Origin of the sequence: Archangium sp. Cb G35, from assembly GCF_001896145.1 — a bacterium.
GTDB lineage: Bacteria > Myxococcota > Myxococcia > Myxococcales > Myxococcaceae > Archangium > Archangium violaceum.
Genome location: NZ_MPOI01000001.1, coordinates 453395 through 478120 on the forward strand (window position 1 = coordinate 453395; position 24726 = coordinate 478120).

Here is a 24726-nt window from a genome sequence, read left to right on the forward strand (position 1 = left end):
GAGTGCGCCGGAAAGCTCCGGTTGGCAAAGACTCCCTTGAGAGTCGGCGCCGGCTGTCCGGTAGTCGCCTTTGGGCCTGTTCAGTGCGACTTCAGCCGCATGCTGACGGCGGACCGTGATGCCTTCTATGATGATCAGGGCCAGCGCCAGACGGCTGCCACCGGCAACTCCCGTGGCAGTCGAACGGCCCTATGCTCGGAGCCGGGCAGCTTGCGCCAGCGCCCCTCCGGCCCGCCCAGGGCGATGCACACCGACAGCTTGCGACCGTCCGGCAGCAGCGCCTCGGTGAAGCGCCCCAGCACGGCCTCCTCGCCATCAAGGTTTTGAATCCCAGAGCCCGTCCAGAGCCTCCCGTACAGCACGGTGCCACCGGGCAGTTGCGGCGCAGTCCCCTCGCGCTGCACCACGCGGCCGACGATGGGGCCGTCGCGGTAAGTGCCTTCCTCGGTCGGGTCCCCAGGCTGGTTGATGTCGACGATGGCCTGGAGCCGCATGCCCTCGTTGAGCTTCAACTCCTCGAACATGTTGTGCCTAGCCTCGGCGGGGCAGTCCTCTGGCTCCGGCCGCACCTGGGCAGCGGGACAGCCCAGCCCAGCAGCGGTGCACAGCCACACGGCGAGGACTCCGAAGCGTGAGCGGCTGGAGGGAGTCGAGTCCTGGGGCGTGGTGAGAGGGGGCACGGGCGCACTTCCTTTCTCGGGGGGGCCGGATGCGATGGACTCCGACATGTGGGTCCGCGCGAGTGTGGATCGCACCAGCCATGAGGCAAGGAACAGGCCGGCGAGGAGAAGCAGGCCCACCATGGCGAGGCGCCCCATGTGCCACGTGCGGCGCTTCTTGGCGGGCGCCTCCTCGCGAGCGTCCTCCGACGGCCTCGTATCCTCTGGAGGCGGAGCTGCTTCACCCGCGGGTGCTGCTTGCTCGGGCTGGGCCACCTGCTCCGGTTCCGTCTGCTTGGGCGGCGCCTCTGCCGGGCTCTCCGGAGCGGTGAGGGGCACCCTCCAGGCGGGGGACTGTCTCTGCTTCTCGGTGGCCTGCTCCAGTGCCTCGAGCAGGGCCTGGGTGTTGGGGTAGCGGTCCTCGGGCCGCTTCTCCAGCAGCTTCATGGCGATGTCGCTGAGGGAGCGTGGCACCAGGGGGTTGAGCAGGTGGGGCGCGGCCGGCGGGACGGCAGCGATAGCCGCCAGCAGTTCCTTATCTGGCAGCTCCGGGTCGAAGGGATGCAAATCCGTGAGCCCCTGGTAGAGCAGCACGCCCAGTGCGTACAGGTCCACGGCCACCCCGCCTTGGAAGGGCTCACCCCGCTTCCACGCCTCGGTGCGCGTGTAGGCCAGGAGTTCGGGCGGCACCAGGTGGAGTACGCCCTCGGGCAGGCCCAACGTCTTCGTCAGGGCCCCGGGGAGGCGCGCGGTGCCAAAATCGATGAGGAACGGTCGGCCGTCCTTCCTTCGGATGAGGATGTTCTCCGCCTTCAAGTCCCGGTGGAGCACGCCGCGTGCGTGCAGCACCCCCACGGTGCGCACCACACTGGAGAAGGTGTCCACCAGCTCAATGGCGTGAGGGGGCTTGCGCCAGCGCCTCTGGTGCCAGGTTTCCCCGTCGATGAAATCAGTGATGATGAACGGGTAGCCCTTGGTGGGGTGGGGCCAGAAGTCCACCGCGTACACGCGTAGCAGGTTGGGGTGGGAGGAGTAGGTGAAGAGGGTCGCAGCCTCGCGCGCCAGGCGCCGGTAGACGCTCGTCTCCTCCACGTACTGCTCTTCCGTGAGCTCCTCCGTGGACTGGGTGAGGGGGAGCAGCGCCATCTTCATGGAGTAGGGCTGGCCGTCGCGCTCCACCTTGAAAACCCGGGAGGAGCCGCCGCGGCCCAGCACCTCGACGATGTGCCAGGGCCCCACCACATGGCCGGGTTGAAGGTGGTCCGGGTGTTGGGCTTCAGTCGTCATGGGCCGGCCCTCCTAGAGTGCAACCTCGGTGATGGGCAGGAGCCGCCCGCCCTCGGTGTCCACCAACTCGAGCTGGAAGAGGACCTCGTTGGAGGCAGGGGGCTCCACCATGACGGCCACGAGAGCGAACTCCCCCGGCTGGAGCTGGGGCTTCTCCATGTGCACCGAGAGCACCTTCACCGGCGTCCCCTTCACGCTGGTGAGCCGTGCCGCGCCGGGCACCCAGGCGGGCTGTCCCGGGCGGTTGCGCACCTGGACAACCACCATGGCCCAGAGAGTGCCCCGGTAGCCGGTGCCAAGCCCCGGCTCAAGGCCGCCCTTGTACCCGGGAGCCGGCTTCCCGAAGAAGGGCTTGGCGCGGACACCCTTCGAGTCGAGCACCCCGGAGAAGGCGAGGTTGGGAAGTCCGCTCTGCGCGCACTGGGCCTTCAGGGAGACGAGTTCGGCTTCCACGTGGGACAGCCTGGCCTCCAGCGCCTCGACGGTGCGCGGGCGGCGCACCACCTCCACCTCCTTGTCCACCAGCGTGGGGTGGGAGACGAGCGCGAGGGCTGCATACGCCGGGGTGCCTCCGTCCTTGTAGCGCACCCGCACGCCCAGCTTCTCCCCCGGGCCCGGCTCGACGGAGGGCTCGAGCGCGAGGGTGAACTCCCCCGGGTCCACCAGCTTGAAGCGCGTCGCCCGCCCCTCCACCTCCACCGAGGCCCTGTCGATGGGGGCACTGAAGCGCAGGTAGGTGGTGACGTTCGCCGCCACCCGTACCTCCGGCACGGGCTCACCGGGGCCGGGGACGACGACTTGCCGCTCCTGGCGCTCGCGGGCCGGGAGTTTAGACGGCTGGGCCGCCGCGACCTCGTGGACGGCCAGGGTGAGTAGGACCAGGAGACGAGCGGACGATGGTAGTGCCAGGGCGGAGAACCTCTCCGGTTCACCGTAGCAGATGCCGCCCCCAGGGCGATCGTTACACGGCCGGGGCATGTGGCGGCCGACTCATTCCACCACGACGGCGAGGGACATGTTTCGGGGAGGAGAGCCCTGCGCCGTCTCGACTGAGAACCGCTCGACGGGAGGGGTCCTCCGAATCAGGTGCTCAACGGCGTTGATGCTCGCCGGAGCTTGGTGGCCCGTGAGAGAGGGGGGAGGGACGAAGAAGCCGGCGAGGAGAAATCCCCGCCGGCCGAAACCTTCTTTGGGGGCAGGGACGCCTCCAACTAAGGGCTCTGGACATGGACGTAGTAGCACATCTGTTCTGCAGCAAGCGACGCCGAAATCACGTGGTCGCTTACCTGTTGGGTTCGACCGCCCCTTAACCGCATCAAAAAAGCCGCAACTACGAGGTCCCGCCGGGCGAGGGACCTTACCTGCCGAGTCTGAACTATTATGGCGACCTCATGAGGCTTGCCGCTCCATTCCTGCACGGGTACAAGTTGCGGTAGCGGTAGGCGAGGGACGCCTTCGACTAAGGGCTCTGGACAAGAATCCTGGTTGAGCGTCCCTCATCTCCCGCACATCGATGGAGTCCGCCCCGCCAGGGCGATGGTCGATGTGTACTTACCGGCGGAAAGAGGTACTTCAGTGGTTTTGATGATCAGCTACGACATCATCGCGCCTGACGTGGAAACGTACGTCCACGGCGGGTTGATGCTCGACTACACACCCGAAGAGCGCGATCCCAAGAAGGTGTACGACGACCTGGAGGAGTTCATCGAGAAGACCGCCCCCGGGGCGAGGCGTCCGCTCAAGTCCCAGTGGTTCGTCGAGACAGAGGAAACGCCGAACTGGTGGACCACGAAGTTGATGAAGATCCTCGACCATAACGATCGCCTCTTCGTCTGCCGCATCTTCCCGAACTCCATGCCGGACCCGGACGGGAGACAGGACACCGCGTACGCAGGTACAGATACAGGTGCTATGGGCTCTGAGATTGAGTGGCTGAACTCCCACGTCAGGCTGAGCAGCCCCAGATGAGTTCAGCGTCGCTCTGATTCACCCTGCGGCGCTCGCCTCCAACCATGGGCGAGCGCCGTTTTCTCTGCGGGTGGCGACCGGAACCACGTCCGTCCGCGTACTTCTGGTGTTGGGTACTGCCCTCGCCGTGAACTCGCGAGATTCTCACCAGCGCACTGAGCCCGCCCCGTCGGGCCGCAGAAAAACGGGTAAGGTCGAAGGGATTCGAGGCACCCTCACCCCGTCCCTCTCCCGGAGGGCGAGGGGAAATGGCCGCGCTTGTTCCCTGCGGCACTCCTTCACGGACAGGGTTGAAGCGAATCAGGACACGATGCGCGTCTTGATGTCCGTCTGCAGGCCCGCGATGGCCTGGCACACCGGGTTGGCCACGTCCTGGTCCAGGTCCATCACCAGGTAGCCGATGTTCGAGTCCGTGCTCAGCACCTGCGCGTGGATGTTGGCGTTGAGGTCCGAGACGATCTTGTTGATGTCGCGGAGCACGCCCGGCGTGTTGCGGTGCACGTTGAGGATTCGGTGCGTCTTGGGGATCAGCGGCGTCTCCACCTGCGGGAAGTTCACCGCCCCCGTCGTGGCCCCGCTCTTCACGAACTTGATGAGCGAGGTGGCCACTTCCTTACCAATCGCCGCCTGCGCTTCCTCCGTGGAGCCGCCGATGTGCGGCGTGAGGATGACGTTGGGCAGCCCCTGCAGCTCTGTGGCGAAGCCGTCGCTGTTCGTCTCCGGCTCCGCCGGGTAGACGTCCACCGCCGCGCCACTCAGGTGCCCCGAGCGCAGCGCGTTCGCCAGTGCGGGAATATCCACCACCGTGCCCCGGCTCGCGTTGATGAGGCAGCTTCCCTTGCGCATCCGCGCCAGCTCGGGCGGGCCAATCATCCACTCGGTGGACGGCGTGGCCGGCACGTGCAGCGTCACGAAGTCCGAGTTCTCCAGCAGCTCGCCCAGCGTGGCCGTGGGCCTCGAGTTGCCCAGCGGCAGCTTCGTCATGACGTCGTAGAAGAGCACGCGCATGCCCATGGACTCGGCCAGCACGCCCACCTGGGTGCCGATGTGCCCGTAGCCGACGATCCCCAGCGTCTTGCCGCGCACCTCGTGGCTGCCCGTGGCCACCTTGCGCCACTGGCCCAGGTGCACCTCGCGGTTGCGGTCCCCCAGCTGGCGCGTGAGCATGACGATCTCCGCGATGACCAGCTCCGCCACGCTGCGCGTGTTGCTGAAGGGCGCGTTGAAGACGGGCACCCCGTGGACGTTGGCCGACTTCAGGTCCACCTGGTTGGTGCCGATGCAGAAGGCCCCCACCGCCAGCAGGTTGGGCGCCTTGGCCAGCGCCGGCTCCCACACGTTCGTCTTGCTGCGGATGCCCAGCAGGTGCACGCCCTGGATGCGCTCCTCCAGCTCCTCGGGCTTGAGCGCTCCCTTGAGCCGCTCCACCGAGAAGCCCTCCGCCGCGAGCATCTCCTCGGCGGACGCGTGGATGTTCTCCAGCAGCAGGACCTTCAGGGGGCCTTCGATGGACACCGGAGTGGAGGGCGACGGGAACTTGGGCGTGCTCATATGAAGCATCGCGTTAGATCCCGCCCCCCGGGCTGTCAAGCCTCTGCTACGCCCACACCGGGGCCGCCCGTCACGAGGGCGAGCGGCCCGGGGGGGCCGGGTGTGGCCTACTGGATGGTGTAGGCCACCGTTCCGCTGCAGCTGTTGCTGGAGTAGCAGCCGGCGCGGATCTGATACGCGCCCGCCGCGCTCGCGGGGACGGTGTACGTGAGGTACGACAGGGTGCCGCAGCCGCTGCCGTCGTCGTTGCCGGCCACCTGCGCGCCCGCGGGGCTGTACAGCCGCAGGTAGGTGTCACCCGTACCGGAACCGCCGCTCACCGTGCAGGTGCCCAGCCGGATGACCTGGCCGGCCGCCAGCGTCACGCTCTGGTTGACGGTGTTCTGCTGGGCGCTGTTGGTGTTGCTGGCGCTGAAGTTGAACGAGCCGCTGGAGCTGCCGCCGCCCGTGCCCGGCGTCACCTTCCACACCACGGTGCCGCCGCAGCTGCCGCTGGAGTAGCAGCCGCCGCGGATGGTGAAGGAGCCGGCCGCCGGCACGGTGTACTTGATGTAGGAGCCACGGCCGCCGCACGAGTCATCGTTGTTGGCCACCTCGGTGCCCGCGCCGTTGGCGAGGCGCAGGAAGGAGTCCCCGTCCACCACGGCGCCGTCCACGCCGCAGGTGCCCAGCTCCACCACGTCGCCCGCGGCGAACGTGAGCGTCTTGTTCACCGTGTTCTGCTGGGCGCTGTTGGTGTTGCTCGCCGTGTACGCGTACGAGTTGGGCGGAGGCGGAGGCGGAGGCGGCAGGCCGCTGCACAGCTGCGTGTTGCCGTTGTTCGTCGCGGCGCAGAAGGCGCGGATGGCCGGGTAGACGTAGGTGATGTCCTCGCCGCGGCAGCCCGTCTCGGTGCACACGTTCGCCACCCGGCAGCTGCCGCTGGTGACGTAGTCCGTCTCGCCGCGCACGAGGATGCCCGCCACCGTGTAGCTGCCCGTCTCGTACACGCCCGAGCCCGAGTTGCCACCGAAGGTGTCCGTGGAGGCGATGAAGTAGTCCAGCGTGCCCGAGCGCGTGTCACGCACCGAGCCGCCCGAGTCGATCTTGAAGGGAATGCCGCTGCCGCTGCCGATGACGGCCACGTTCTGCCCCACCGTCATCGGGCTGTTGCCCGTGCGCACCGGCGCCGGGGTGAAGCGCGGCGTGGCCGGCCGGTCCAGCCGCAGCACGGCGTAGTCCAGGTTCTGCCCGTTCACCGTGCCCTGCTGGCGCGCCACGATGGCGGCGCAGCTGTAGATGTCCGCCGTGGTGACCGTCTGCATCGCGCCCGCCGCGGTGCGGTAGTAGTTGAAGACGAGCCGCGTTTCGGCGCAGGCCGAGGCGCTGGTGACGCAGTGGCCCGCGGTGAGCACCAGGTCGTCGGCGATGAGCGTGCCCGAGCAGAAGGCCGACGTCGGATCATCCCGGAAGCGCTCGGTGGAGCACAGGTTGTAGGCGCTGCCCAGCACCGCGCCGGTGAAGGTGACGTTGTTGGGGTTGGACGCGTTGAAGTCGGACGGGTTCATCAGCGCCACCGTGGCCTGCTGGGCCCGCAGGCGCAGCGTGGCGTTCGAGTGCGCGTAGACGTCCTGCCGGTTGTCCGTGCCGTAGATGACTTCGCTCTTCTTCTCGCCGAGCTCCGGGGCCGGTACGCCCTGGGCCGCGTCCAGCTCCTCGGCGGGACCACACGCCGCGAGCGTGAGGGTGCACATCAACGCGCCCACGAGGGGCCGGGCCGTCCGCCCGAACCGGGGATTTCGCATGGGGATTCGCTCCTGTTTCTTTGGGGGTGAGAAAAACACGCCAGACTGGGAAGCCGGGCGAGCCCATGATGCCCCAAATAAACCCTACGAGGGTGTAGGTTTGGACAGAGCGTGCGTGGGAGGACGTCCCACGGGTGCGGCGGACTACTCGTCGTCGGGGTTGCGCAGCCAGGCCAGGGCGGCGTCGCGCGTCTCGAAGGTGCGCGTGGGGATGGTGAGCATGGCCTGCTTCGTCATGCGCCAGGCCTGGAGGCCGGAGGCGGCATCACTCACCACGCGCGCCGAGCGCTTCATCCCGTGCAGCTGCGCGAAGGCGTTGAGGCTGGCCATGGTGGCCACCATCTCCGGCGGCATCACGCGCAGTTGCCCCTGGTCCACCAGCGCGCTCCAGGGGCCGCCCATGCGGATGATCGCCTCGCGGATGCGCTTGAGGTAGTCCGTCACGTCCTCCGCCGTGGGCTGCGGGGGATAGACGACGTCGATGATGCGGTCTGCCTCGTAGACGGTGATCTGAAAGGGCATGCGGGGCGCACTCTAGCCTCAGAGGGGCCCAGGTCGAAAACCCCCGTCAGCTCTCCTTTTTCCGGCCGTCCCTGGAGCCGGGCCGGAACGGCCGGAAAGGGGGAGGGTCATGAACAGGAAGCTGTATGTGCTGAGCGCGGTGTTGGGGTCGCTGCCGGCCCTGTTTCCGGTGACGTGCTCCCCGTGGGCGTCTTCCGGGCAGAGGCGGGCGGAGGAGTCGCGGGGTGGTGCGTCGAGGCGGACGGAGCGGTTCATCGGCGGCAACGAGGCCGTGGTTCCGCCGTCCTTCCAGGAGGCTCCGGGCCTGGAGCCCGGCGTCCCGGCGCACCCGTGCGAGCTCATCACGGTGATGCAGGTGCCGTGTGACCCCGCCTCGGCCACGTGCGAGTACACCTATTGGCAGTGCCCCGAGAGCGTGGAGCCGCTCCGGGCGTAGGGGGCCCCGCGGCCCGGGGCTAGCGTCCCGGGCCCGGAGGCCTGCCTGTCCTACGCCCGGGTGGCCGAGCCGTGGGGCGCCGGGGCGCGGGCGTCCTTGGCGCCCCTCTTCGCGGGTTCCTAGCTTGGCAAAGGCCCTGGGTCCGGCGCGTGCCGGCCCGGGACAGGGGCCAGGGGACATGGCCCGGGAGGTTCCGCATGGGGACGCGAGTGAAGCTCTTGGGAGCGGCCGTGCTGGCGGCGGTGCTGGGCGGCGCGGGGTGCGCGGGGACGAAGGAGGCGGCGCGGGATGTGGAGTCCGCGGTGCCCGGCCTCTCGCAGAAGGACGAGGGCGTGGTGACGAACGTCGACAAGGACGCCCACCGCATCGCCGTGAAGAGCGTGAGCGAGCCGACCGGGCAGGAGGTGTGGTTCGCCCTCACCCCGGACACGAAGCTGGAGCGCGACGGGCAGCTGGTGACCTGGGATGACCTCGACGAGGGCGCGCCGGTGCGCGTGAGCTTCGAGCCGGCCGCGGGCGCCGAGAAGACGTACAAGGTGGAGCTCCTCACGGGCCAGAAGGCGGAAGAGGTGAAGCACAAGGCCGAGCTCCTCGGCCACTAGGGCCCGGCGCGGGCGTCCGTGTGGGAACGGGAATGACGCGGGCGGGGTGGGGCGTGCTCCTCGCGCTTGGCGTGGGGAGCCAGGTGGCGGGGGCGGCGCCCTGGTCCAAGCTGCGCGAGCTGACCGTCATCGCGGGGGCAGGCGTGGAGGGCTATACCCTGAACCTGGCGCCGCTCATCGAGCCTGGGGTCACGTACGGGGTGATGCTGGACGTCCTGCCCCCTCCATTGCTGGGCGTGCTGGACGTGGGCCTGGAGGCGGGCTTCTCGGGCGCGGTGAACGGGCTCGACACGCGGAATCCCCAGGCCTCGGCGGACGGCGTGGAACTGGTGCGCCATGGCTTCCACGCGGCGGCCTCCGTGGCCCTCTTCCGCTCGAGGGTGCGGCCCTACGTGATGGGCGGCCTGGGCCTCAGCGTCTACAACATCCGCGGCACCGTGCGGGGCTTCGGCGATGACCTCGTGGGCAACGTCCCGCTCGGACTGGGCGTGCGCACGTCCTTCCGGGGCATCACCGCCGACGCGCGCCTCAACTACACCGTCCTCTTCGATCAGCGCTACGTCACCGGCGCGCCCGTGACCAACGTGGGCGAGCCCGCGGCGCTCACCATCGGAAAGGCGGGCCGCTACTCCGGCACGCTCAACCTCGGCGTGACGTGGTGACGGCCCGGCCCGTGGGCCTCCTTCAGTTCACCGGAGCGGGGCCCGCGCCCTTCAGGTGCTTGTCCAGGAAGCCGAGCATCCGCGAGTAGGCCTCCACCTCGTTCTTGCGCTTGCTGAAGCCGTGGCCCTCGTCGGGGAAGATGACGTATTCCACGGGGACGCCGTTCTTCTTCACCGCCTGGACGATCTCATCCGACTCGGGCTGGATGACGCGCGGATCATTGGCGCCCTGGAGGACGAGCAGCGGCTTGGAAATCTTCTCCGCGTGGAAGAGGGGCGAGATGTCGCGCAGCATCTGCTCCTGCTTCTCCGGGTCGCCCATCTCCTTGTAGAGGGCCTCGCGCTGGCTCTCCCACCAGGGCGGGATGTTCTTGAGGGTGCGCAGCCAGTTGGACACGCCGAAGATGTCCACGCCCACCTTGAAGGCATCCGGGTGGAAGGCGAGCGCGGCCAGCGTCATGTAGCCGCCGTAGCTGCCGCCGGCGATGCCGATGCGCTCGGCGTCCACGTAGGGCAGGCTGGCCAGGTACTTCTTCGCCTCGATGCAGTCGAGCAGCGGCTCGCGGCCGTGCTTCTGGTCATCCGCGCCGTAGAAGCTCTTGCCGTAGCCGGAGCTGCCGCGGTTGTTGATGCCCAGCACCACGTAGCCATGGTTGGCGAGGTACTGCTGGATCGCCGCGTAGCCCTTGCGCGTCTGTCCACCCGGGCCACCGTGCACCCAGACGATGGCGGGCGCCTTGGCGGTGGCGGTGGCCTGGTGCGGCTTGTAGAGGATGTTGGGAATCTCCATCCCGTCGAAGGACTTGAAGCGCACCACCTCGGCGTCGATGAGGTCCTTCGGGTCGATGTCCCGGTTCAACGCGTCGGTGAGGCGGGTGACCTTCTTCGTGCCGAAGTCATAGACGTGGAGGTTGGACGGGGAGCGGTCACCGTTGTGGTAGAAGGCCATCCGCTTCTCGCTGTCGGAGATGGTCACCGAGGTGATGTCTCCCTCGGGCAGTTTCGGCAGCGCCAGGGGCTTGCCGGCCTTGACGTCGTGCACGCGGATGACGGTGCGGCCGTCCTCGTTGATGGCGGTGACGCGGTAGCCGCCCTTGCGCGAGAAGTAGGTGTACATCACGTCCCAGTCCGCGCGCTCCACGACTTCCGTCTTGCCGGTGGCCAGCTCGTAGCGGGCCACGTGCTTGAACTCGGAGTCCTGGTCCGTGAGGAAGTAGAGGGCCGTGGAGGCCGGGTCGAAGCTGGTCGCGACGAAGTACACGTCCCCCTGGTGAGGGGTGATGTGCTTCAGCTCCTTCGTCTCCACGTTGTAGAGGTGGATGTCCGTGTCCTGGTTGGTGCGCGGCTTGTTGAAGGCCACCCACTTCCCGTCGAGCGAGACGTCCGAGATGTTGAAGCCCTGCTCGTTCTGGTAGACGAGCGTGCGCGCGTACGTCTTCGCGTCGTAGCGGTAGAGGTCGAAGAAGCGCGCGTCGCGCTCGTTGGTGAGGACGTAGAAGGCCGAGTCGTCCTTGTTCCAGCCCATGAAGATGGCCTTGAGCTTCTCGCCGGGCGTGAGGTCTCGCTCCTTGCCGTCCGGGGTGCGCACGTAGAGGTGGTTCTGCTCGTTGCCCCCCTGGTCGCGCGAGATGAGGATGCGCTCGTCCTTGGGGAAGAAGCTCTCGGAGTAGGTGGAGTCCGTCTTGGATTGCGTGAGCGCCTTCGCCTTCCCGCCGGTGAGCGGCACGGTGTAGGCGTTGAAGATGCCGCTCTCGTTGGAGGTGAAGAGGACGCGCTTCTCGTCCGGAGAGAAGGAGGCGCCGCCGAGCTTCGTCGTCGCCATGAACTGCTCGATGGTGTACTGCTTCGAGGGCCGCGTGCCGGCCGCTGCCGGTGCCGTCTTGGGCGCCGCGAGCGCGAGGGTGGGCACGAGCGCGGCCGCCGCCAGCACTCGGAGGAAGGTGGACCTGGGCTGCATGGAGTCTCCGCCGGGAAGATGAATCGACTGCCGGACACTCTACCTACGGGGATCAGTCCTCCCGATTTCCCGCCATCCCACCCCTGAATTTCTTCCCGCTTACCGGCATCGCACTGGGAGACGGGGTGGCCAACCCATTGGAATCCATGACGTGGGGCGTGGCACGCGGCGCGCAATGAAGAGCGCACGGGTTGGGGGTCGGGGGTGGGTTGAGGGGATTGGGGCCGGGAGCGCTCGGGCGGGTCGGGGTGGTGGGGGGACGGGGGGCGCCCGAGCGCGTGTAGTTCGTTGGGGGCGTGTGGCGTGGGGGGTGGTCGTGGGCGTGCGGCGGATGCGGCTGGGCGAGCTGTGGGTGGCGAGCGGGCTGTTGGCGTCGGCGCAGGTGGAGACGGCGCTCGCCTTCCAGGCGCGGTGGCGGTGCAGGTTGGGGGAGGCCGCGGTGCGGATGGGACTGCTCGGGCCGGAGCAGTTGCTCATCTCGTTGGCTCGTCAGCTCCAGGTGCCCTTCATCCGCCGCGAGGGTCTGGAGCGCATTCCAGAAGGCATGGTGCGGTGCGTGCCGCCGCGGGTGCTCGAGCGCCTGCGGATGTGCCCGTTGCGGGTGGAGTGGCGTGACGACGCGCGCGGCACCGTCTTCGTGGCCACCAGCGAGCCGGGCAACCTGGTGAAGCTCGACGACATGGCCTTCGCCACCGGCTGCTCGGTGCGCCCGGTGCTCGCGCTCGCCGAGGACATCGAGCACCTGCTGGGGCGCGTGGGCGTCCTCGCCGCGCGCGAGCGCTCCATCGAACTCAATCCCGAGGACGCGCACGTGCGTCTGCGCATCACCCGGGACTATTTCGCGCTCTAGCGCTTCGGGCCAGGCGGATGGAGACCGCGAGGACTCCGAGGACAGCGCCGCTACCCGCCGAGCACCTGGAGGGCGCGGGCGTAGTAGGCGTCGCGGCTGGCCTTGCCGTTGTAGCCGCCGTTCACCCGGTAGGTGATGGCGTCGAAGTTGCCCGCGTCCGCGTAGCTGTTGAGGTTGCGGTTGTTCCAGTACCAGGCGGCGGTGCGGAAGCCCACGTCGGGGTCCGCGGCGCGCGTCGGGTTGTTCTCCAGGTCGATCCCCAGGGCGCGGCCCGCGGCGCGGTAGTTGGAGCGGCCAGTGAGCTGGATGGGACCACGGCCCTTGTAGCGCACGCCGTCACCGGGCTGCGTGTTGCCCAGGTCCGCGCGGCCCTCGTAGGCGGCGCCGGAGGCGATCTCCTCCATGTAGCGGAACTCACCGCTCTCGTGCGCGAGCTGCGCGAGGAAGGCGGCCTGCCGCCTCGGGGTGTTGATGCCCGCCTCGGCCATGGCCGCGTTGAGGTGCGGCATCATCTGGTTGGCGCGGGCCTCGGACAGGTGGGGCATGATGGCGCGCAGCTGCTGGATGCTCACGCCGCCCGCCGTGCCGGGAGGGTTCGGGCGCGTCACCGGTCCGGGCCCGCTCACGGGACCCGAGGCGCCGGGGATGGTGAGCTGCTGGCCCACGTGGATGAGGTTGGGGTTGGAGATTCCGTTGGCCTGGGCGATGGCGCTCACGCTGGAGCCGAAGCGGGAAGCGATGCCACTGAGCGTGTCACCCGGCTGCACCGTGTAGCGCTGGCCGGACGGCGCCGGAGGAGCAGGGGCGGGCGCGCTGGGCCCCGATGCACCCGGGATGGTGAGCTGCTGGCCCACCCGGATGAAATTCGGGTTGGAGATGCCGTTGGCCTGGGCGATGGCGCCCACGCTGGAGCCGAAGCGGGAGGCGATACCACTGAGCGTGTCACCCGGCTGCACCGTGTAGCGCTGGCCGGAGGACGGCGCCGGAGCCGGAGCACTGGGTCCGGAGGCACCCGGGATGGTCAGCCGCTGGCCCACCTGGATGAAATTCGGGTTGGAGATGCCGTTGGCCTGGGCGATGGCGCCCACGCTGGAGCCGAAGCGGGAGGCGATACCACTGAGCGTGTCGCCCGGCTGCACCGTGTAGCTGGCGCCCCGGCCGCTGAAGGAGTCCGGGGGGCTGGTGGGGCCGGCCGGACGGCGCGGCCCATCGAAACCATCGGGGATGGTGAGCTGCTGCCCCGCGTAGATGCGGTCCGGATTCTGGATGTTGTTCGCCCGAGCCAGTGCGTCGACAGAGGTGTTGTACTTCCGGGCCAGACCGCTGAGCGTGTCGCCCGGCCGGATGGTGTGCACGGCCATGGAGGAGGACCCCGTGGGTGTAGAGCGTTCTGGTTGATTGTCGCACGCAACCCTTCTCGAGTTGCGTGCCTGCTTCCATTTTGGATCACACGCCCTCCTGCCCTCCAGGGCAGCGCGGGGCCGGTGGTCTTCTCCAGGGGAAGGGAGTGGAAGGTCTCTTCGTTTTGGTGGCGATGGAAGGACCTCCCTCCTCTTCGAGCGATGCAGTTTCTCCTGGTCATGCCCCCAACCCGCGGAACAAATTGGCCTCGCCTGTGATGGAGTGGGTCGATTGGAGTGATGCGTTCGTTCGGGCCACGTCGTGGCTGGATGATGTTCACGCGCAAATCACCCAGGGCGGAGACGTTCAGTCCGGCATGGAGTCCCTGCACCGGGGACTGCGGACCCTGCGCCGCAAGTGGGACCCGGAGGAGTGGCGCCGCTTCTGTCTGGAAGCCGTGCGCACCCACCCCCTGCGTGAGGTCATCCACCAGTGTCCCTTCACCCGTCATGCGTTCGAGCGTCCCCGTGGCTACGCGGGGGATGCCGAGCTCATCGACTACCTCTACAACGACCACGCGCACGTGGACGGCCTGGAGTACCAGGGCCGGGAAATCTACCGCTACATGCATGACCAGCCGAGCGCGCGCAGCGTGCGCGAGCGGCGCGAATTGCTGGCCGCGGAGCTCGACGCCACCGCCGAGCGGGCGCACCTGCCGCGCATCCTCTCCGTGGCGTGTGGCTACCTGCGCGAGGCGGAGTTGTCCACGGCCGTGCGAGACCACCGGCTCGGCGAGCTGATCGCCTTCGATCAGGATCCGCTCTGCCTGGCGGAGATCGCCCGGGAGTTCCCCACCGGTCCGGTGCGGACGGTGTGCGGCTCGGTGCGCTCCCTGCTCCTGGGGAAGACCTCCTTCCGGGACATGGACTTCGTCTATTCGGCGGGCCTGTACGACTACCTGGCCGAGGGCACCGCCGCACGGCTCACCCGGCTGCTCTTCCACATGCTGCGCTCGGGCGGAAAGCTGCTGGTGGCCAACTTCGCCGTCATCCCCCCCGAGACCGGGTACATGGAGGCCTTCATGGACTGGTGGCTCGTCTACCGTGACGAGAGCCAGATGAGGGCCCTCACCGCGGAAATCGATCCCTCGGAGCTGGCCGAGGTGAAGCTGTTCCGCGACAGCGTGGACAACGTCATCTACCTGTCGCTCACCCGCCGCTGAAGCTCAGTGCGTCTCATGCGCCTCGCGCGGCTCCTCGGGGCCGCGGCGGGGCAGCGTGATGGTGAAGGTGGCGCCCTTGCCCAGGGCACTCTCCACCTCGATGGTGCCCCCGAGCGCCTGGACGATTTCCCGGACGATCCACAGCCCGATGCCGAAGCCACCGTAGTGGCGCACGGACACGGCGCGCTCGAAGCGCTCGAAGATGCGCGCCGCGTCCTCCTCGGCGATGCCGATGCCCTCGTCGCGCACCCGGAGCCGCGCCTGGGTGGCGTCTCCCTCGATGGTGATTTCGATGGGACGGCCCGCGCCATACTTCGTCGCGTTGGTGAGCAGGTTGACCACCACCTGCTCCAGCCGCATGGCGTCCCAGTGGCCCACCATGGTGGAGGGCAGGTTCAGCCGCAGCTCGCACTCGGCCCGGGAGAGCGCCTCGCGTGAGCGATCCACCACGCCGCGGACCAGCTGCACCAGGTCCACGTCCTCGAGCTTGCCCAGCATCTGTCCCTGGGCGATGCGCGAGATGTCCAGCAGCTCGTTCACCAGCTTGCCCAGGCGCTGGGTCTGGAGGTTGGCGGACTCCAGTTTGGCACCGAGCCGCTCCGGGGGCAGCCGCTCCAGTCCCTGGCGCACCTGCGACATGAGGCCCTGGATGTGGAGCTGGAGCGAGGTGAGGGGCGTCTTCAGCTCGTGCGCGGCGATGGAGAGGAAGTCATCGCGGCGCCGCACCGCCTCCTGCTCCTCGCGGTAGAGCCGGCCCCGCTCCTCGGAGAGGGCGGCCATGCGCTCGAAGCCCTCGGCGTTCTCCAGCGCGGCGCCCGCCAGGATGCAGACGAAGGACGCCAGCCGCTCCTCGTCCTCGCCGAAGAGCTCGCCCACCTGACGGTGGCTGACGCACACGCACGCCACCGTCTTGCCACGAACCTGGATGGGGGCGCACAGCAGCGAGCGCACACCCAGCAACTCCATGCTCTCGCTGACGCCACCGGGCATGCCCTGGCCCATCACCGCCGGGCGTCCCGTCTCCATCGTCCGGGCGATGGCCGTCCGGCCCACGCCCGCCGCCGCCAGCTCGTCCTCGGGCAGCAACGCCTCCGGGTCGAACACCACGCAGTGCTCCGGGCGCAGCAGCTCCATCATGGAGCGGCGCGCGGCGTCGAACACCGCCTCGCGGGTGAGGGCGGAGGCGATGCGCCGGCCCGCGTCCAGCACCCGGGGGAAACGGTCCGCCAGGGAGAGGGTGTCCGAGCGCTCCGCGCTCCCGGCGCTCTCCTGGCCCAGTCCCTGCTCCAGCTCCTGGAGCTCTCGGGTACCCGTCTCCAGGTCCGCGGCGGCGCCCGGCCAGCCGAGTGCCCGGCCCACCTGCCCACGCGCCAGCAGCGTCTGGGCGCGCTCGTGGCGCATGCCCAGCTCGTTGGCCACGCTCAGGCCCTGCTCCAGCCAGCGGCGGGCGCGGCGCGCGTGTCCGGACATGGCCGCCAGCAGGGCCCGCTCGCGCAGGGCGTGCGGGAGGTTGTTGCGGTAGGTGTTCGCCACGTCGTGCGCGCGCCGGGCCACGTGCTCGGCCCGCTTCAGCAGCGCCTTGCGCTCATGCGGGGCCAGGGGCGACACCTGCTCGGCGCGCTGGCGCAGGGCGGTGGCCAGCCAGCCCGGAATGGGCGACACGTACTCCGAATGCAGGTGGGCCGCCTCGGCGATGCGCTGCGCTTCCTCCAGCGTGGCCACCGCGCCCTCGGCGTCTCCCTCGCGCAACTGGCGGATGGCCTCCGCCTGGAGCACGCCCGAGTGCGATTGGGGATCCGCCTCCGGGTTGGAGATCTCCCCCTCGAGCAGCCCGCGGGGGATGCGGCCTCCCGAGGCCTTGCCCCAGGCCTCCAGCGCCAGCCGCACCGCGTACCGGTCTCCAATGGCCAGCGCCTCGCCGTGCAGCCGCTGGCTGGCCTCCAGCGCCTCCTTCAACTTCCCCTGCCGGTACAGGCACATGATGGTGTTGAAGGTGGCGTTGTTGACCTCCCAGCGGTCTCCCGTCCGGTCCAGCAGCCGCACCGCCTCGCGGCACTTGTCGATGCTCTCCTCGAAGCGGCTCTCCGCGTAGAGGGCCAGGGCGTAGAAGTGCAACGTCTGTCCTTGTCCCCACACGTCGCCCATCTCCCGGCGCATGGCCAGGGACTTCTCCGCGTAGGCATTGGCCCGGCGGAACCAGGGCAGGGTAGTCATCGCGGGCGAGTGCTCCGAGTAGGCCTGGGCCAGCTCGGGTGTGGGCGGGTAGCGCTCGGCGATGTTGAGGTCTCTCAGGTGGGCCCAGATGACGGCCATGCGGCCGCGCAGGTACCAGTAGTTGTAGGCCAGCCGGCTGTAGATATGGACGGCCAGCAGGTCCTCCTCGCTCTCCTCGAGGGGACGGCGGGCCAGCCACAGCCTGGGCAGCAGGGTATGGCCCGCCTGGACGCCTACCTCCCAGAGGGCCGCCAGGCTCAACGCGGCGGACGAGCGCGGCACGAAGCGGCCGAGCAGCCGGAGGGCCTGCTCCATGGCCGCGTTGCCCTCGTCCACGTTGCCGCGCCGGAAGGCCAGCTCTCCCAGCTTGGCCAGCGTGCGAGCTTGATCCAACCGGTTATGAGCGAGCGACTGGGCGAGCGTGAGCTGTTGCTGGGCGGCGTCATAGCCGCCGCGCAGCATGAGCACGTCCCCGAAGCCGGCGCTGATGCGGAAGCGGATGCCCGGGTCGGCCCCGGACGCGCCCCGCTCGGCGATGCGGTAGTTGTGCTCCGCCGTCTCCAGGGCGAACTGCTGCCGGGCCCGTTCGGCGGCCACCAGCGCGTACGGCAGCGCCTGGGTGTACTCGCCCGCGGCGTCGAAGTGGTAGGCAAGCTCGAAGGGGTCCGCCGGCGGGTTGGCCGCGATGGCGCGCGCCGCCAGCCGGTGCAACTCCCGGCGCTCCTCGGGCTTGAGCAGGCCCAGCAGCGCCTCGCGCAGCTTGTCGTGGACGAAGGTGTAGCGGCCGCTCGTGCCTTCCCACAGCATGTGCCGGCGCCGTGGCTCCACCAGTCCCGCCACCACCCGCTCGCGTGTCGTGCCCGACAGGCTCGCCACCCGCTCCAGGTCGAAGTTCTTGCCCAGCACCGCGCCCACCGACAGCAGGCGCAGGGACTCCGGCGGCAGCAGCTTCAGCCGGCGCACCAGGAAGGAGGCCGCCTGTCGCGAGGAGCGCACGTGCGCCATGGCCTCGGGCTCCACCTGCCAGCCCCGTGGCCCCGGCACCAGCGCGCCGTCCTCCACCAGCCCGTGCAGCACCGCCGAGGCCATGAAGGGGTTGCCCTCGGACAGCCGCACCACCAGCTCCATCGCCTCGCGCGGCAGCGTGCCGGCCATGGACTCCAGCATGCGCGCCACGTCCGCGGGCCCGAAGGCCGTCAGCCGCAGGTGCGCCGCCGGGTTGAGCCGGCGCAGCACATGGCCGGGACCCACCTCCTCGCTGCGGAAGGACACGATGATCATCACGTGTCCGCCCACGCTGCGGCGCGCCTGCTGCCAGCTCTCCAATGACCGGAGCGTCGGCTCATCCGCCCACTGACAATCCTCGAGCAGCACCACCGCGGGCTCCGCCTCCGTGCCCAGCGCGCCCAGCAGCGTGGTGAGGGCCCAGGTGCCGCGGCTCTCGCCCAGGGACTCGGGGCCCAGGCCCTGCTGCGCGGGGCGCAGCACCGGCTGCAACTGCGGCAGCACCGTGCACACCGAGGCGGCCTGTTCCTGCAACCGCTCGCGCAGCAGCTCCGCCAGCGCGGGCCGCTCCAGGGCCGCCGAGGCGATGCCCGAGGCCACGTCCGCGAAGAGCTGGAAGGGCCGTTGCGCGGACTGGGCCACGGCCTGTCCTTGTAGCAACCAGGCCCGGTGCTGGCGCGCGCGCGTGGCGAACTCCTCCAGCAGCCGGCTCTTGCCTCCACCGCTCTCGGCCTCCACCACCAGCAGCCGCCCCGGCTCCGTGCGGGCACGCTCCAGCTCGCGCTCCAGCAGCGCCAGCTCCTCGTGCCGGCCCACGAAGGAGGGCTCGGTGAGGCTGTGGCGCATGTCGTGGGCGCCCGCCACCAGCTCCGGATCCTGCTCGCCCCGGGCCAGCGCCGCCTCGATGGCGCGCAGGTCCTCGCGCGCGGACTCGGCGGACTGGTAGCGGTCCTGGGGATCCGTCTGCAGCAGACGCGAGACGACCTCCTCCAGCGCGCGGGGCACCTCCACGCCGGTGGTGCGCAGCCGGGGCCGGGTGGTGAGGTGCTGGCGCAACACCTCGCCCACGGAGGCGCCGTCGAAGGCCGGGTGGCCGGCGAGCGCCTCGAAGAGGACGGCCCCCACCGCGTACAGGTCCGAAGTGGCCTCCACCGGACGGTTGAGGAGCCCGGCCTGCTCGGGCGAGAGGTAGCGCGCGGTGCCCACGGGCAGGTCGCGCAGGGACGGGTCCAACCGTTCACTGCGCGCCAGGCCGAAATCCACCAGCGTGGCGCGGGTGAGGGTGGGACGGCCCTCGACGATGATGTTGGAGGGCTTCACATCCCGGTGGAGGATGCCGTGGGCGTGCGTCTCGGCGAGGGCGGCCAGCACACACTGGCCCACGATGAGCGCCTCGGGGACGGACAGGGTGCCACTGGCGAGCCGCTCCTGGAGCGATACCCCGGCCACGAAGGGCGTCACCAGGAAGAGCAGGTCTCCCCCGGTGCCGAAGTGCAGGACGGGCACGAGGTAGGGGCTGTGCAGGGAGCGCAGCACGCCGGCCTCGTGCTCCAGGCGCTGGCGGGCGGTGGAGACCAGGGACATGGCGGATGTCGTCTTGATGACGAGCCGGGCCCCGGTATGCAGGTCCACCCCGAGCCACGTGGTGATGCCACGGCCCTGCTTGATGCGTTGGGTCAACTCAAAGCGGTTGCCCAGCCGCCTGCCGGGATGCGCCCCTTCCAGAGAGGGTCCAGCCTGTTCGTAGCCCTCCGCCATCAATGCCCTCCCCCTCTGGTCGCACCACCTACGGTGGTGGGGTCGGCGCGTCATCGACAAGCTTGGGACCGCCGAGTGCGGTGCCAAGGGGGGCGAGGCGGCTCATGCGCCAGAGGGTAGGGTGCTTCAAATGAGCAGGCGGGCTCACTTCCGCATCCCCTCGGGTATGGGCACGGCCGCTCGTGCTGTCGTCTGGAGAGCAGGGGAGCGGGCGGGCCTTACTCCCGGTGGACGTCCCGGAAGGCGAGCATCTCCGCCAGTCGCAGCTCCCGGGCGTCGTCGAAGCCACAGGTAGCCTCCCAGGTGGGCGGGTTGGAGTAGGTGCCGAACAACATGTCCCACCAGACGATGTCGCCGTAGTTGTCGCGGTGCTTGCCGTATTCGTGGTGGATGCGGTGCATCTCCGGGCGCTGGAAGATGAAGCCCACCCAGCGGGGAGTGCGCACGTTGGTGTGGTAGAAGAATTCGCCCAGCGCGGTGCAGGCGGTGTAGACGGCGCCCGCCGCCGGGCTCAAGCCCAGCACGGTGTAGATGAGCAGGCCGCCAATGATGGAGTTGGCCACCATCTCCAGCGGGTGCTTGTAGAAGCTGGTGATGACCTCCAGGCGCTGGGGGCTGTGGTGGATTTGATGGAAGAGCCGCCAGAGGAGGTCGCTCTCGTGCCGGGCCCGGTGCCACCAGTAGAAGACGAAGGTGGCGATGAAGTAGGCGAGGACGCCAGCGGCCAGCGGGTTCAGGACGCGCGAGAGGTGGAAGAGGGAGGCGGCCGCCAGCCAGCGCTCCCAGGTGAAGCCGGCGAGCACCACGACGCCCACCTGCACCAGGTTGATGAGGACCACGCGCAGGTGCCAGGTGCGCACGCGGGGCAGCCGCCAGCCGCGGAAGAGGTGCTCGAGGGCGAAGCAGACGACGGCGATGCCAAACAGCATGGGAAGCATGGGGTCCTCGCTTGCGTGATGCGAGGTGTACGGGCCAAGGGCCTCCCGATGCCTTTCTGGCGTACAGACAGTGTCACCTGGGGCGCGTCCGGTGGCGCCGGATGGCGTAGCATCACCAGCCCATGGGCCGGACTCCGCCGCTCGCCGAGCGCCTCGGACACGTGACGACGCAGGCCACCTTCATCCAGGCGGCACTGCTGGCCGCGCACGGAGCGGGAGCGCGCGCGGGAGGCTTTCGGGCCTCCGACGTGCGCTTCTTCTTCCTGCTCTTCACCAACTGGGTGGAGCATGACGTCACGAGGCCCTCGCAGGACCTCGACCTCACGCAGGTGCGCCGCACCCTGGAGCGGTTGTGCCGGAGCGGGTGGGCCGAGCCCATGGCGGGAGAGCGGAGCCGGAAGGCGCCGCGGGGCCAGCGCTACCTGCTCACGGAGGCGGGCCTGGTCTCCCTCGCGGAGTCGCTCGCGGAGTTGGACCGGGCCCCTCTGGAGGAGGCGCTCTTCGTGGCGTGTTTCGCGGCCAGCTACCTGAAGGCGATTCTCGCACGTGTGCAGGGGCGGACGGTGCTCGGCACGGCGGCCCGGCGCCGTGTGGCCCAGGTGCTGGACCCCGCCCGCATCCTGCGCAACGCCCGGCGCAACACGGCGGCCGTGCTCGCGGACCTGGAGGAGCGGTTGCGCTCCGGCCTCGCGCTCGAGGAGGCGGCGGGAGAGGCCCTGGCGGAGGGCGCTTCCGAGGCCCAGGTGGTGCGGCGGCTGGAGTCGCTCGGCTCCTACCAGCTTCACCGGGTGCGGCCGCTGGCGGAGCTCCTGCTCGGACTGCCGGATGACCTCCGGCGCTTCGAGCTCACGGAGGGGATTGGTATGCGCTCGCGCCTGCTCTTCGCTCCCCTGGCCGAGCGCTCCCGCGCGGAACTGGCGCTGCTCGAACGCCTGGAGCAGCACCTGGCCCCGCGCGGGAATGGACGTGGGTGAACGGGAGACAGGCTACTTGTACTCCACCGTCAGCGTGGCGCCGGTGCCCTCGGTGAGGAAGAGGTACGAGGTGCCCGAGGGGTTCTGCTTGAACTGGAGCCGGGCCTGCGTCTTGCCCGTCTTGTTGATGGAGGCCAGCCCCGAGGCGTTGAAGTCCGCCGAACTCTGCGTGCCGGTGGTGAACTTGATGATTTCGGCAATGGCCGAGGCGGTGGCGGCCGCGGCGTAGTCGGCGGTCTCCGTGGCCGCGCTGGTGCCGAACACCCCGTTCTTCAGATCGATGACGAGCGTGTTGCCGGCGGCGGGGTCGGCCCACGGATCACCTCCCGCGGAGGACAGCGTCACCTTGAGCGAGGCGCGCACGATGGTGGCGGTGTCCGGCAGCGAGGAGGTGTCGAACGAGAAGAAGGCCCGGTTGATCTTCGCGTCCGTGCCCTTGCCGATGGCCGGCGTGGTGATGGTGCCCACCGCGGGCGAGCTCCCATCCGCGTTCGCCTTCACGTATCCGTCATCCGCCGCGATGCTGGAGAAGGACACGGCCGTGGTCCCTCCGCTGGTGTTGCTCACGGTCACCGAGGTGTCGTTGTCCGTGCTCACGTTGTTGGCGGCGTCATAGGCCTTGGCCATGAGCGAGTGGCTGCCGTTGGCCACGCCCGCCGTGTTCCAGGTGAAGACGTACGGGGCCGCCGTGTCGGTGTCCGCCAGCGAGCCGTCGATGTAGAACTCGACCTTCCTCACGCCGGCGGCATCCGTGGCACTCGCCGTCACGTCCACGGTGCCGCTGACGGTGGCGGCGTTGGCCGGGGCGGTGATGTTCACCGTGGGGGGCGTGGTGTCGGACGAGGCGCTCGGCGGGCCCACGGAGATGCTGTCCACCCAGGCCCTGGCGCGGCTGACGCTCGAGCCGGTGTCCGTCGCCGTGACGATGAACTTCAGGATGACGGTCCGGTTGGCGTACGCGGACAGGTCGATGTCGGCCCGCTGCGTCCAGGTGGCCTCGGTGGTGGTGCCCATGCCCGTCCGGGTGACGGAGTCCACGACGTTGTCGGTGCCGTTGTTGACCACGACCCTGAAGCTGGCCGAGGCCATGGTGTTGGCGCCGGAGAGGTCCAGCTTGCGCCAGTAGGTGAGCCGGGGGTTGGCGGTGAGCGTCACGCTGACGCTCGCGGTGCGGGTGACGGTGTTGAAGGCCGGCGTGGCGGAGCCCAGGATGGACTGGCTCCCGGTGATGCCGGTCTGGTCACTGGCGTCGAGCGCCCACTCGGAGATGCTCCAGCCCGTGTTGTCGGGGCCGGCTTTGGAGAAGCGCTCGGTGAAGCGCACGGAGTCCTGGTCCACCGTCACGGACACCGTGGCCGAGGCCGCCGTGTTGCCCGCGGCGTCGTAGGCCCTCGCCTGGAGGTTGTGGACGCCCGGGGTGTACGAGGTGGTGTTCCAGTTGTACGTGTACGGCCCGGCCGCCAGTGACGCGACGCCCTGGCCCACCACGGTTCCATCGATGAGGAACTCCACCCGGGTGACTCCGGTGTCGTCCGAGGCGGTGACGGCGATGTCCACGGCGCCGGCCACGGTGGAGCTGGCGGTGGGGAAGGTGATGGCCACGGTGGGCGCCGTGGTGTCGGAGATGCCGCCCGTCACGGTGACGGAGACGGTGCTGGAGGTGGTGGTGTTGCCGGCGGTGTCATAGGCCCGGGCCACCAGGGTGTGGGTGCCGTTGGTGGCCGCCGCGGTGTTCCAGCTGTACTCGAAGGGGGACGCCGAGTCGGTGCCCACCAGGGTGTTGTCGATGGAGAACTCCACCTTGGCGATGCCAACGTTGTCCGTGGCGTTGGCCGTCACCCGCACCGTGCCACTCACGGTGGCGCCGTTGGCCGGCGCGGAGAGGCTCACCGTGGGCGGGACCGCGTCGGAGTTGTCGAGCCCGAAGAACTTCGCCACGTACCAGGTGGAGCAGATGTCCGTGTCCAGGATGTACGCGCCCGCCGTGCCGCACGCCGCGCTGCCGCCGGGGAACTTCGTGGCCGGGTCGATGGGCGTGCCGTGTCCCATGCCGGTGATGGCGTAGGTCTCCACCACCACGTTGCCCGCGGCGTCCTTGTAGCCCTTGTGCGGGTAGCCGGCGACCGTGTCATTGACGTCCGCCGTCAGGTCGATGCCGTGCACCGCCGTCCACTGCTCCACGGCCTCGTTCTGGTTGGTGTTCTTCACCACGTAGTCGCCCGTGCCGTGCCAGATGGAGATCTTCGGGTAGGGGCCCGTGTAGCCGGGGTAGGCGTTGCGAACGAGATCCCCCCACGCCGCGGGCGTCTTGTCCGCGCCCGGGCTCATGCAGGAGAACGCATCGGTCATCGAGGTCGCGCACTTGTACGGGACGCCCGCCATGGGCGCGGCTCCGGCGAAGACATCCGGGTAGGCCGCGGCCATGACGAGCGTCATCGCGGCTCCCGCGGACAGGCCAGTGACGAAGACGCGGCGCCCGTCGATGGAGTGGTCCGCCTTCATCTTGTCCACCATCTGCTTGATGGACAGCGCCTCGCCCTGGCCTCGCGCGATGTCACCCGGCTCGAACCAGTTGAAGCAGATGTTCTGGTTGTTGCCGCTCACCTGCTCCGGGTACAGCACGTAGAACTTGAGCTGGTCCGCCAGCGCACTCCAGCCGGTGTTGGGGTACGCGCTGGCCTGCTGGGTACAGCCGTGCAGCGCCACCACCAGCGGCGCGTTGGCCGGCATGTTGGCCGGTACGTATTTCCACATCTTCAGGGCGCCGGGGTTGGTGCCGAAGCTCGTCACCTGCGTGAATGGGCTCTCGGCCACTCCCAGTTGCTCCAAGGAAGGGGCCTCCTCTGGCGGCGGCAGGCCCTCGCACCCGAGCACCGCCAGCGTGAGAAGTGCCCCCACTGCTCCTCCGAAACGACGCTTCATCATGGGTTCTCCCTGGGAAAGGGGAGGTAATGCCTTACCATAATCCCTTGAATGCTGCTTATTGACGCGCAATG

Annotated in this window: 17 protein-coding genes; 7 read left to right on the forward strand and 10 right to left on the reverse strand. The window is 69.3% G+C overall.

The window, feature by feature from the left end; all coding sequences use genetic code 11:
* Nucleotides 1–134: 134 nt before the first annotated feature.
* Complete coding sequence (locus tag BO221_RS01860) at nucleotides 135–1946, reverse strand: serine/threonine-protein kinase (protein ID WP_073558605.1); 1812 nt, start codon at nucleotides 1944–1946, stop codon at nucleotides 135–137.
* A 12-nt stretch (nucleotides 1947–1958) separates the two neighbouring features.
* The gene (locus tag BO221_RS01865; protein ID WP_083680649.1) at nucleotides 1959–2924 is read right to left on the reverse strand and encodes a DUF2381 family protein; all 966 of its coding nucleotides are present in this window, start codon (nucleotides 2922–2924) and stop codon (nucleotides 1959–1961) included.
* A gap of 606 nt (nucleotides 2925–3530) precedes the next feature.
* On the opposite strand from BO221_RS01865, the gene BO221_RS01870 reads away from it, so the two are divergent.
* Nucleotides 3531–3914, forward strand: a complete 384-nt coding sequence (locus tag BO221_RS01870) for a hypothetical protein (RefSeq protein WP_073558606.1) — start codon at nucleotides 3531–3533, stop codon at nucleotides 3912–3914.
* Nucleotides 3915–4214: 300 nt separating this feature from the next.
* On the opposite strand, the gene serA is transcribed toward BO221_RS01870, so the two are convergent.
* From serA to BO221_RS01885, 3 genes are all read right to left on the reverse strand, one after another.
* Nucleotides 4215–5465 (reverse strand): phosphoglycerate dehydrogenase, encoded by a 1251-nt coding sequence (gene serA / locus BO221_RS01875; protein ID WP_073558607.1) that lies wholly within the window; start codon nucleotides 5463–5465, stop codon nucleotides 4215–4217.
* Between the two features lie 107 nt (nucleotides 5466–5572).
* Nucleotides 5573–7249 carry a serine protease gene (locus BO221_RS01880; protein WP_073558608.1) on the reverse strand — a complete coding sequence of 559 codons (1677 nt, stop codon included), beginning with the start codon at nucleotides 7247–7249 and terminating at the stop codon, nucleotides 5573–5575.
* 144 nt (nucleotides 7250–7393) lie between these two features.
* Entirely contained in the window at nucleotides 7394–7771 is a 378-nt protein-coding gene (locus tag BO221_RS01885; protein WP_073558609.1) for an STAS/SEC14 domain-containing protein, read from the reverse strand.
* 109 nt (nucleotides 7772–7880) lie between these two features.
* Here BO221_RS01885 and BO221_RS01890 point away from each other — a divergent pair, with 109 nt between their 5' ends.
* From BO221_RS01890 to BO221_RS01900, 3 genes are all read left to right on the forward strand, one after another.
* Nucleotides 7881–8207 (forward strand): hypothetical protein, encoded by a 327-nt coding sequence (locus BO221_RS01890; protein ID WP_073558610.1) that lies wholly within the window; start codon nucleotides 7881–7883, stop codon nucleotides 8205–8207.
* Nucleotides 8208–8404: 197 nt separating this feature from the next.
* On the forward strand, nucleotides 8405–8809 hold the full coding sequence (locus BO221_RS01895; protein WP_073558611.1) for a hypothetical protein: 405 nt from the start codon (nucleotides 8405–8407) through the stop codon (nucleotides 8807–8809).
* Nucleotides 8810–8862: 53 nt separating this feature from the next.
* Nucleotides 8863–9471 carry a hypothetical protein gene (locus BO221_RS01900; RefSeq protein WP_143195213.1) on the forward strand — a complete coding sequence of 203 codons (609 nt, stop codon included), beginning with the start codon at nucleotides 8863–8865 and terminating at the stop codon, nucleotides 9469–9471.
* A gap of 22 nt (nucleotides 9472–9493) precedes the next feature.
* Here BO221_RS01900 and BO221_RS01905 read toward each other — a convergent pair whose 3' ends face one another.
* Nucleotides 9494–11428 carry a S9 family peptidase gene (locus BO221_RS01905; RefSeq protein ID WP_073558613.1) on the reverse strand — a complete coding sequence of 645 codons (1935 nt, stop codon included), beginning with the start codon at nucleotides 11426–11428 and terminating at the stop codon, nucleotides 9494–9496.
* 316 nt (nucleotides 11429–11744) lie between these two features.
* On the opposite strand from BO221_RS01905, the gene BO221_RS01910 reads away from it, so the two are divergent.
* Entirely contained in the window at nucleotides 11745–12278 is a 534-nt protein-coding gene (locus tag BO221_RS01910; protein WP_143195214.1) for a pilus assembly protein PilB, read from the forward strand.
* Nucleotides 12279–12328: 50 nt separating this feature from the next.
* On the opposite strand, the gene BO221_RS01915 is transcribed toward BO221_RS01910, so the two are convergent.
* On the reverse strand, nucleotides 12329–13639 hold the full coding sequence (locus tag BO221_RS01915; RefSeq protein ID WP_143195215.1) for a LysM peptidoglycan-binding domain-containing protein: 1311 nt from the start codon (nucleotides 13637–13639) through the stop codon (nucleotides 12329–12331).
* 356 nt (nucleotides 13640–13995) lie between these two features.
* Between BO221_RS01915 and BO221_RS01925 the strand changes: the two genes are divergently transcribed.
* On the forward strand, nucleotides 13996–14841 hold the full coding sequence (locus BO221_RS01925) for a class I SAM-dependent methyltransferase (RefSeq protein ID WP_233165576.1): 846 nt from the start codon (nucleotides 13996–13998) through the stop codon (nucleotides 14839–14841).
* Nucleotides 14842–14844: 3 nt separating this feature from the next.
* Here the strand turns inward: BO221_RS01925 and BO221_RS01930 are convergent, their stop codons facing one another.
* Nucleotides 14845–19818, reverse strand: a complete 4974-nt coding sequence (locus tag BO221_RS01930; protein WP_073558615.1) for an ATP-binding protein — start codon at nucleotides 19816–19818, stop codon at nucleotides 14845–14847.
* A 218-nt stretch (nucleotides 19819–20036) separates the two neighbouring features.
* Complete coding sequence (locus tag BO221_RS01935; RefSeq protein WP_073558616.1) at nucleotides 20037–20756, reverse strand: sterol desaturase family protein; 720 nt, start codon at nucleotides 20754–20756, stop codon at nucleotides 20037–20039.
* Nucleotides 20757–20878: 122 nt separating this feature from the next.
* On the opposite strand from BO221_RS01935, the gene BO221_RS01940 reads away from it, so the two are divergent.
* A complete protein-coding gene (locus tag BO221_RS01940) occupies nucleotides 20879–21730 on the forward strand; it encodes a hypothetical protein (RefSeq protein WP_073558617.1) in 852 nt (283 codons plus the stop codon).
* Between the two features lie 12 nt (nucleotides 21731–21742).
* Here the strand turns inward: BO221_RS01940 and BO221_RS01945 are convergent, their stop codons facing one another.
* Nucleotides 21743–24655, reverse strand: coding sequence for a PHB depolymerase family esterase (locus tag BO221_RS01945; protein WP_233165577.1), 2913 nt, complete (start codon nucleotides 24653–24655; stop codon nucleotides 21743–21745).
* Nucleotides 24656–24726: the final 71 nt, after the last annotated feature.

Bases quoted from the DNA above. Each gene is read 5' to 3' on its own strand.
- BO221_RS01860 (WP_073558605.1), bottom strand. From the start codon at position 1,946: ATGACGACTGAAGCCCAACACCCGGACCACCTTCAACCCGGCCATGTG.
- BO221_RS01865 (WP_083680649.1), bottom strand. From the start codon at position 2,924: ATGCCCCGGCCGTGTAACGATCGCCCTGGGGGCGGCATCTGCTACGGT.
- BO221_RS01870 (WP_073558606.1), top strand. From the start codon at position 3,531: ATGATCAGCTACGACATCATCGCGCCTGACGTGGAAACGTACGTCCAC.
- serA (WP_073558607.1), bottom strand. From the start codon at position 5,465: ATGAGCACGCCCAAGTTCCCGTCGCCCTCCACTCCGGTGTCCATCGAA.
- BO221_RS01880 (WP_073558608.1), bottom strand. From the start codon at position 7,249: ATGCGAAATCCCCGGTTCGGGCGGACGGCCCGGCCCCTCGTGGGCGCG.
- BO221_RS01885 (WP_073558609.1), bottom strand. From the start codon at position 7,771: ATGCCCTTTCAGATCACCGTCTACGAGGCAGACCGCATCATCGACGTC.
- BO221_RS01890 (WP_073558610.1), top strand. From the start codon at position 7,881: ATGAACAGGAAGCTGTATGTGCTGAGCGCGGTGTTGGGGTCGCTGCCG.
- BO221_RS01895 (WP_073558611.1), top strand. From the start codon at position 8,405: ATGGGGACGCGAGTGAAGCTCTTGGGAGCGGCCGTGCTGGCGGCGGTG.
- BO221_RS01905 (WP_073558613.1), bottom strand. From the start codon at position 11,428: ATGCAGCCCAGGTCCACCTTCCTCCGAGTGCTGGCGGCGGCCGCGCTC.
- BO221_RS01915 (WP_143195215.1), bottom strand. From the start codon at position 13,639: ATGGCCGTGCACACCATCCGGCCGGGCGACACGCTCAGCGGTCTGGCC.
- BO221_RS01925 (WP_233165576.1), top strand. From the start codon at position 13,996: ATGGAGTCCCTGCACCGGGGACTGCGGACCCTGCGCCGCAAGTGGGAC.
- BO221_RS01930 (WP_073558615.1), bottom strand. From the start codon at position 19,818: ATGGCGGAGGGCTACGAACAGGCTGGACCCTCTCTGGAAGGGGCGCAT.
- BO221_RS01935 (WP_073558616.1), bottom strand. From the start codon at position 20,756: ATGCTTCCCATGCTGTTTGGCATCGCCGTCGTCTGCTTCGCCCTCGAG.
- BO221_RS01940 (WP_073558617.1), top strand. From the start codon at position 20,879: ATGGGCCGGACTCCGCCGCTCGCCGAGCGCCTCGGACACGTGACGACG.
- BO221_RS01945 (WP_233165577.1), bottom strand. From the start codon at position 24,655: ATGATGAAGCGTCGTTTCGGAGGAGCAGTGGGGGCACTTCTCACGCTG.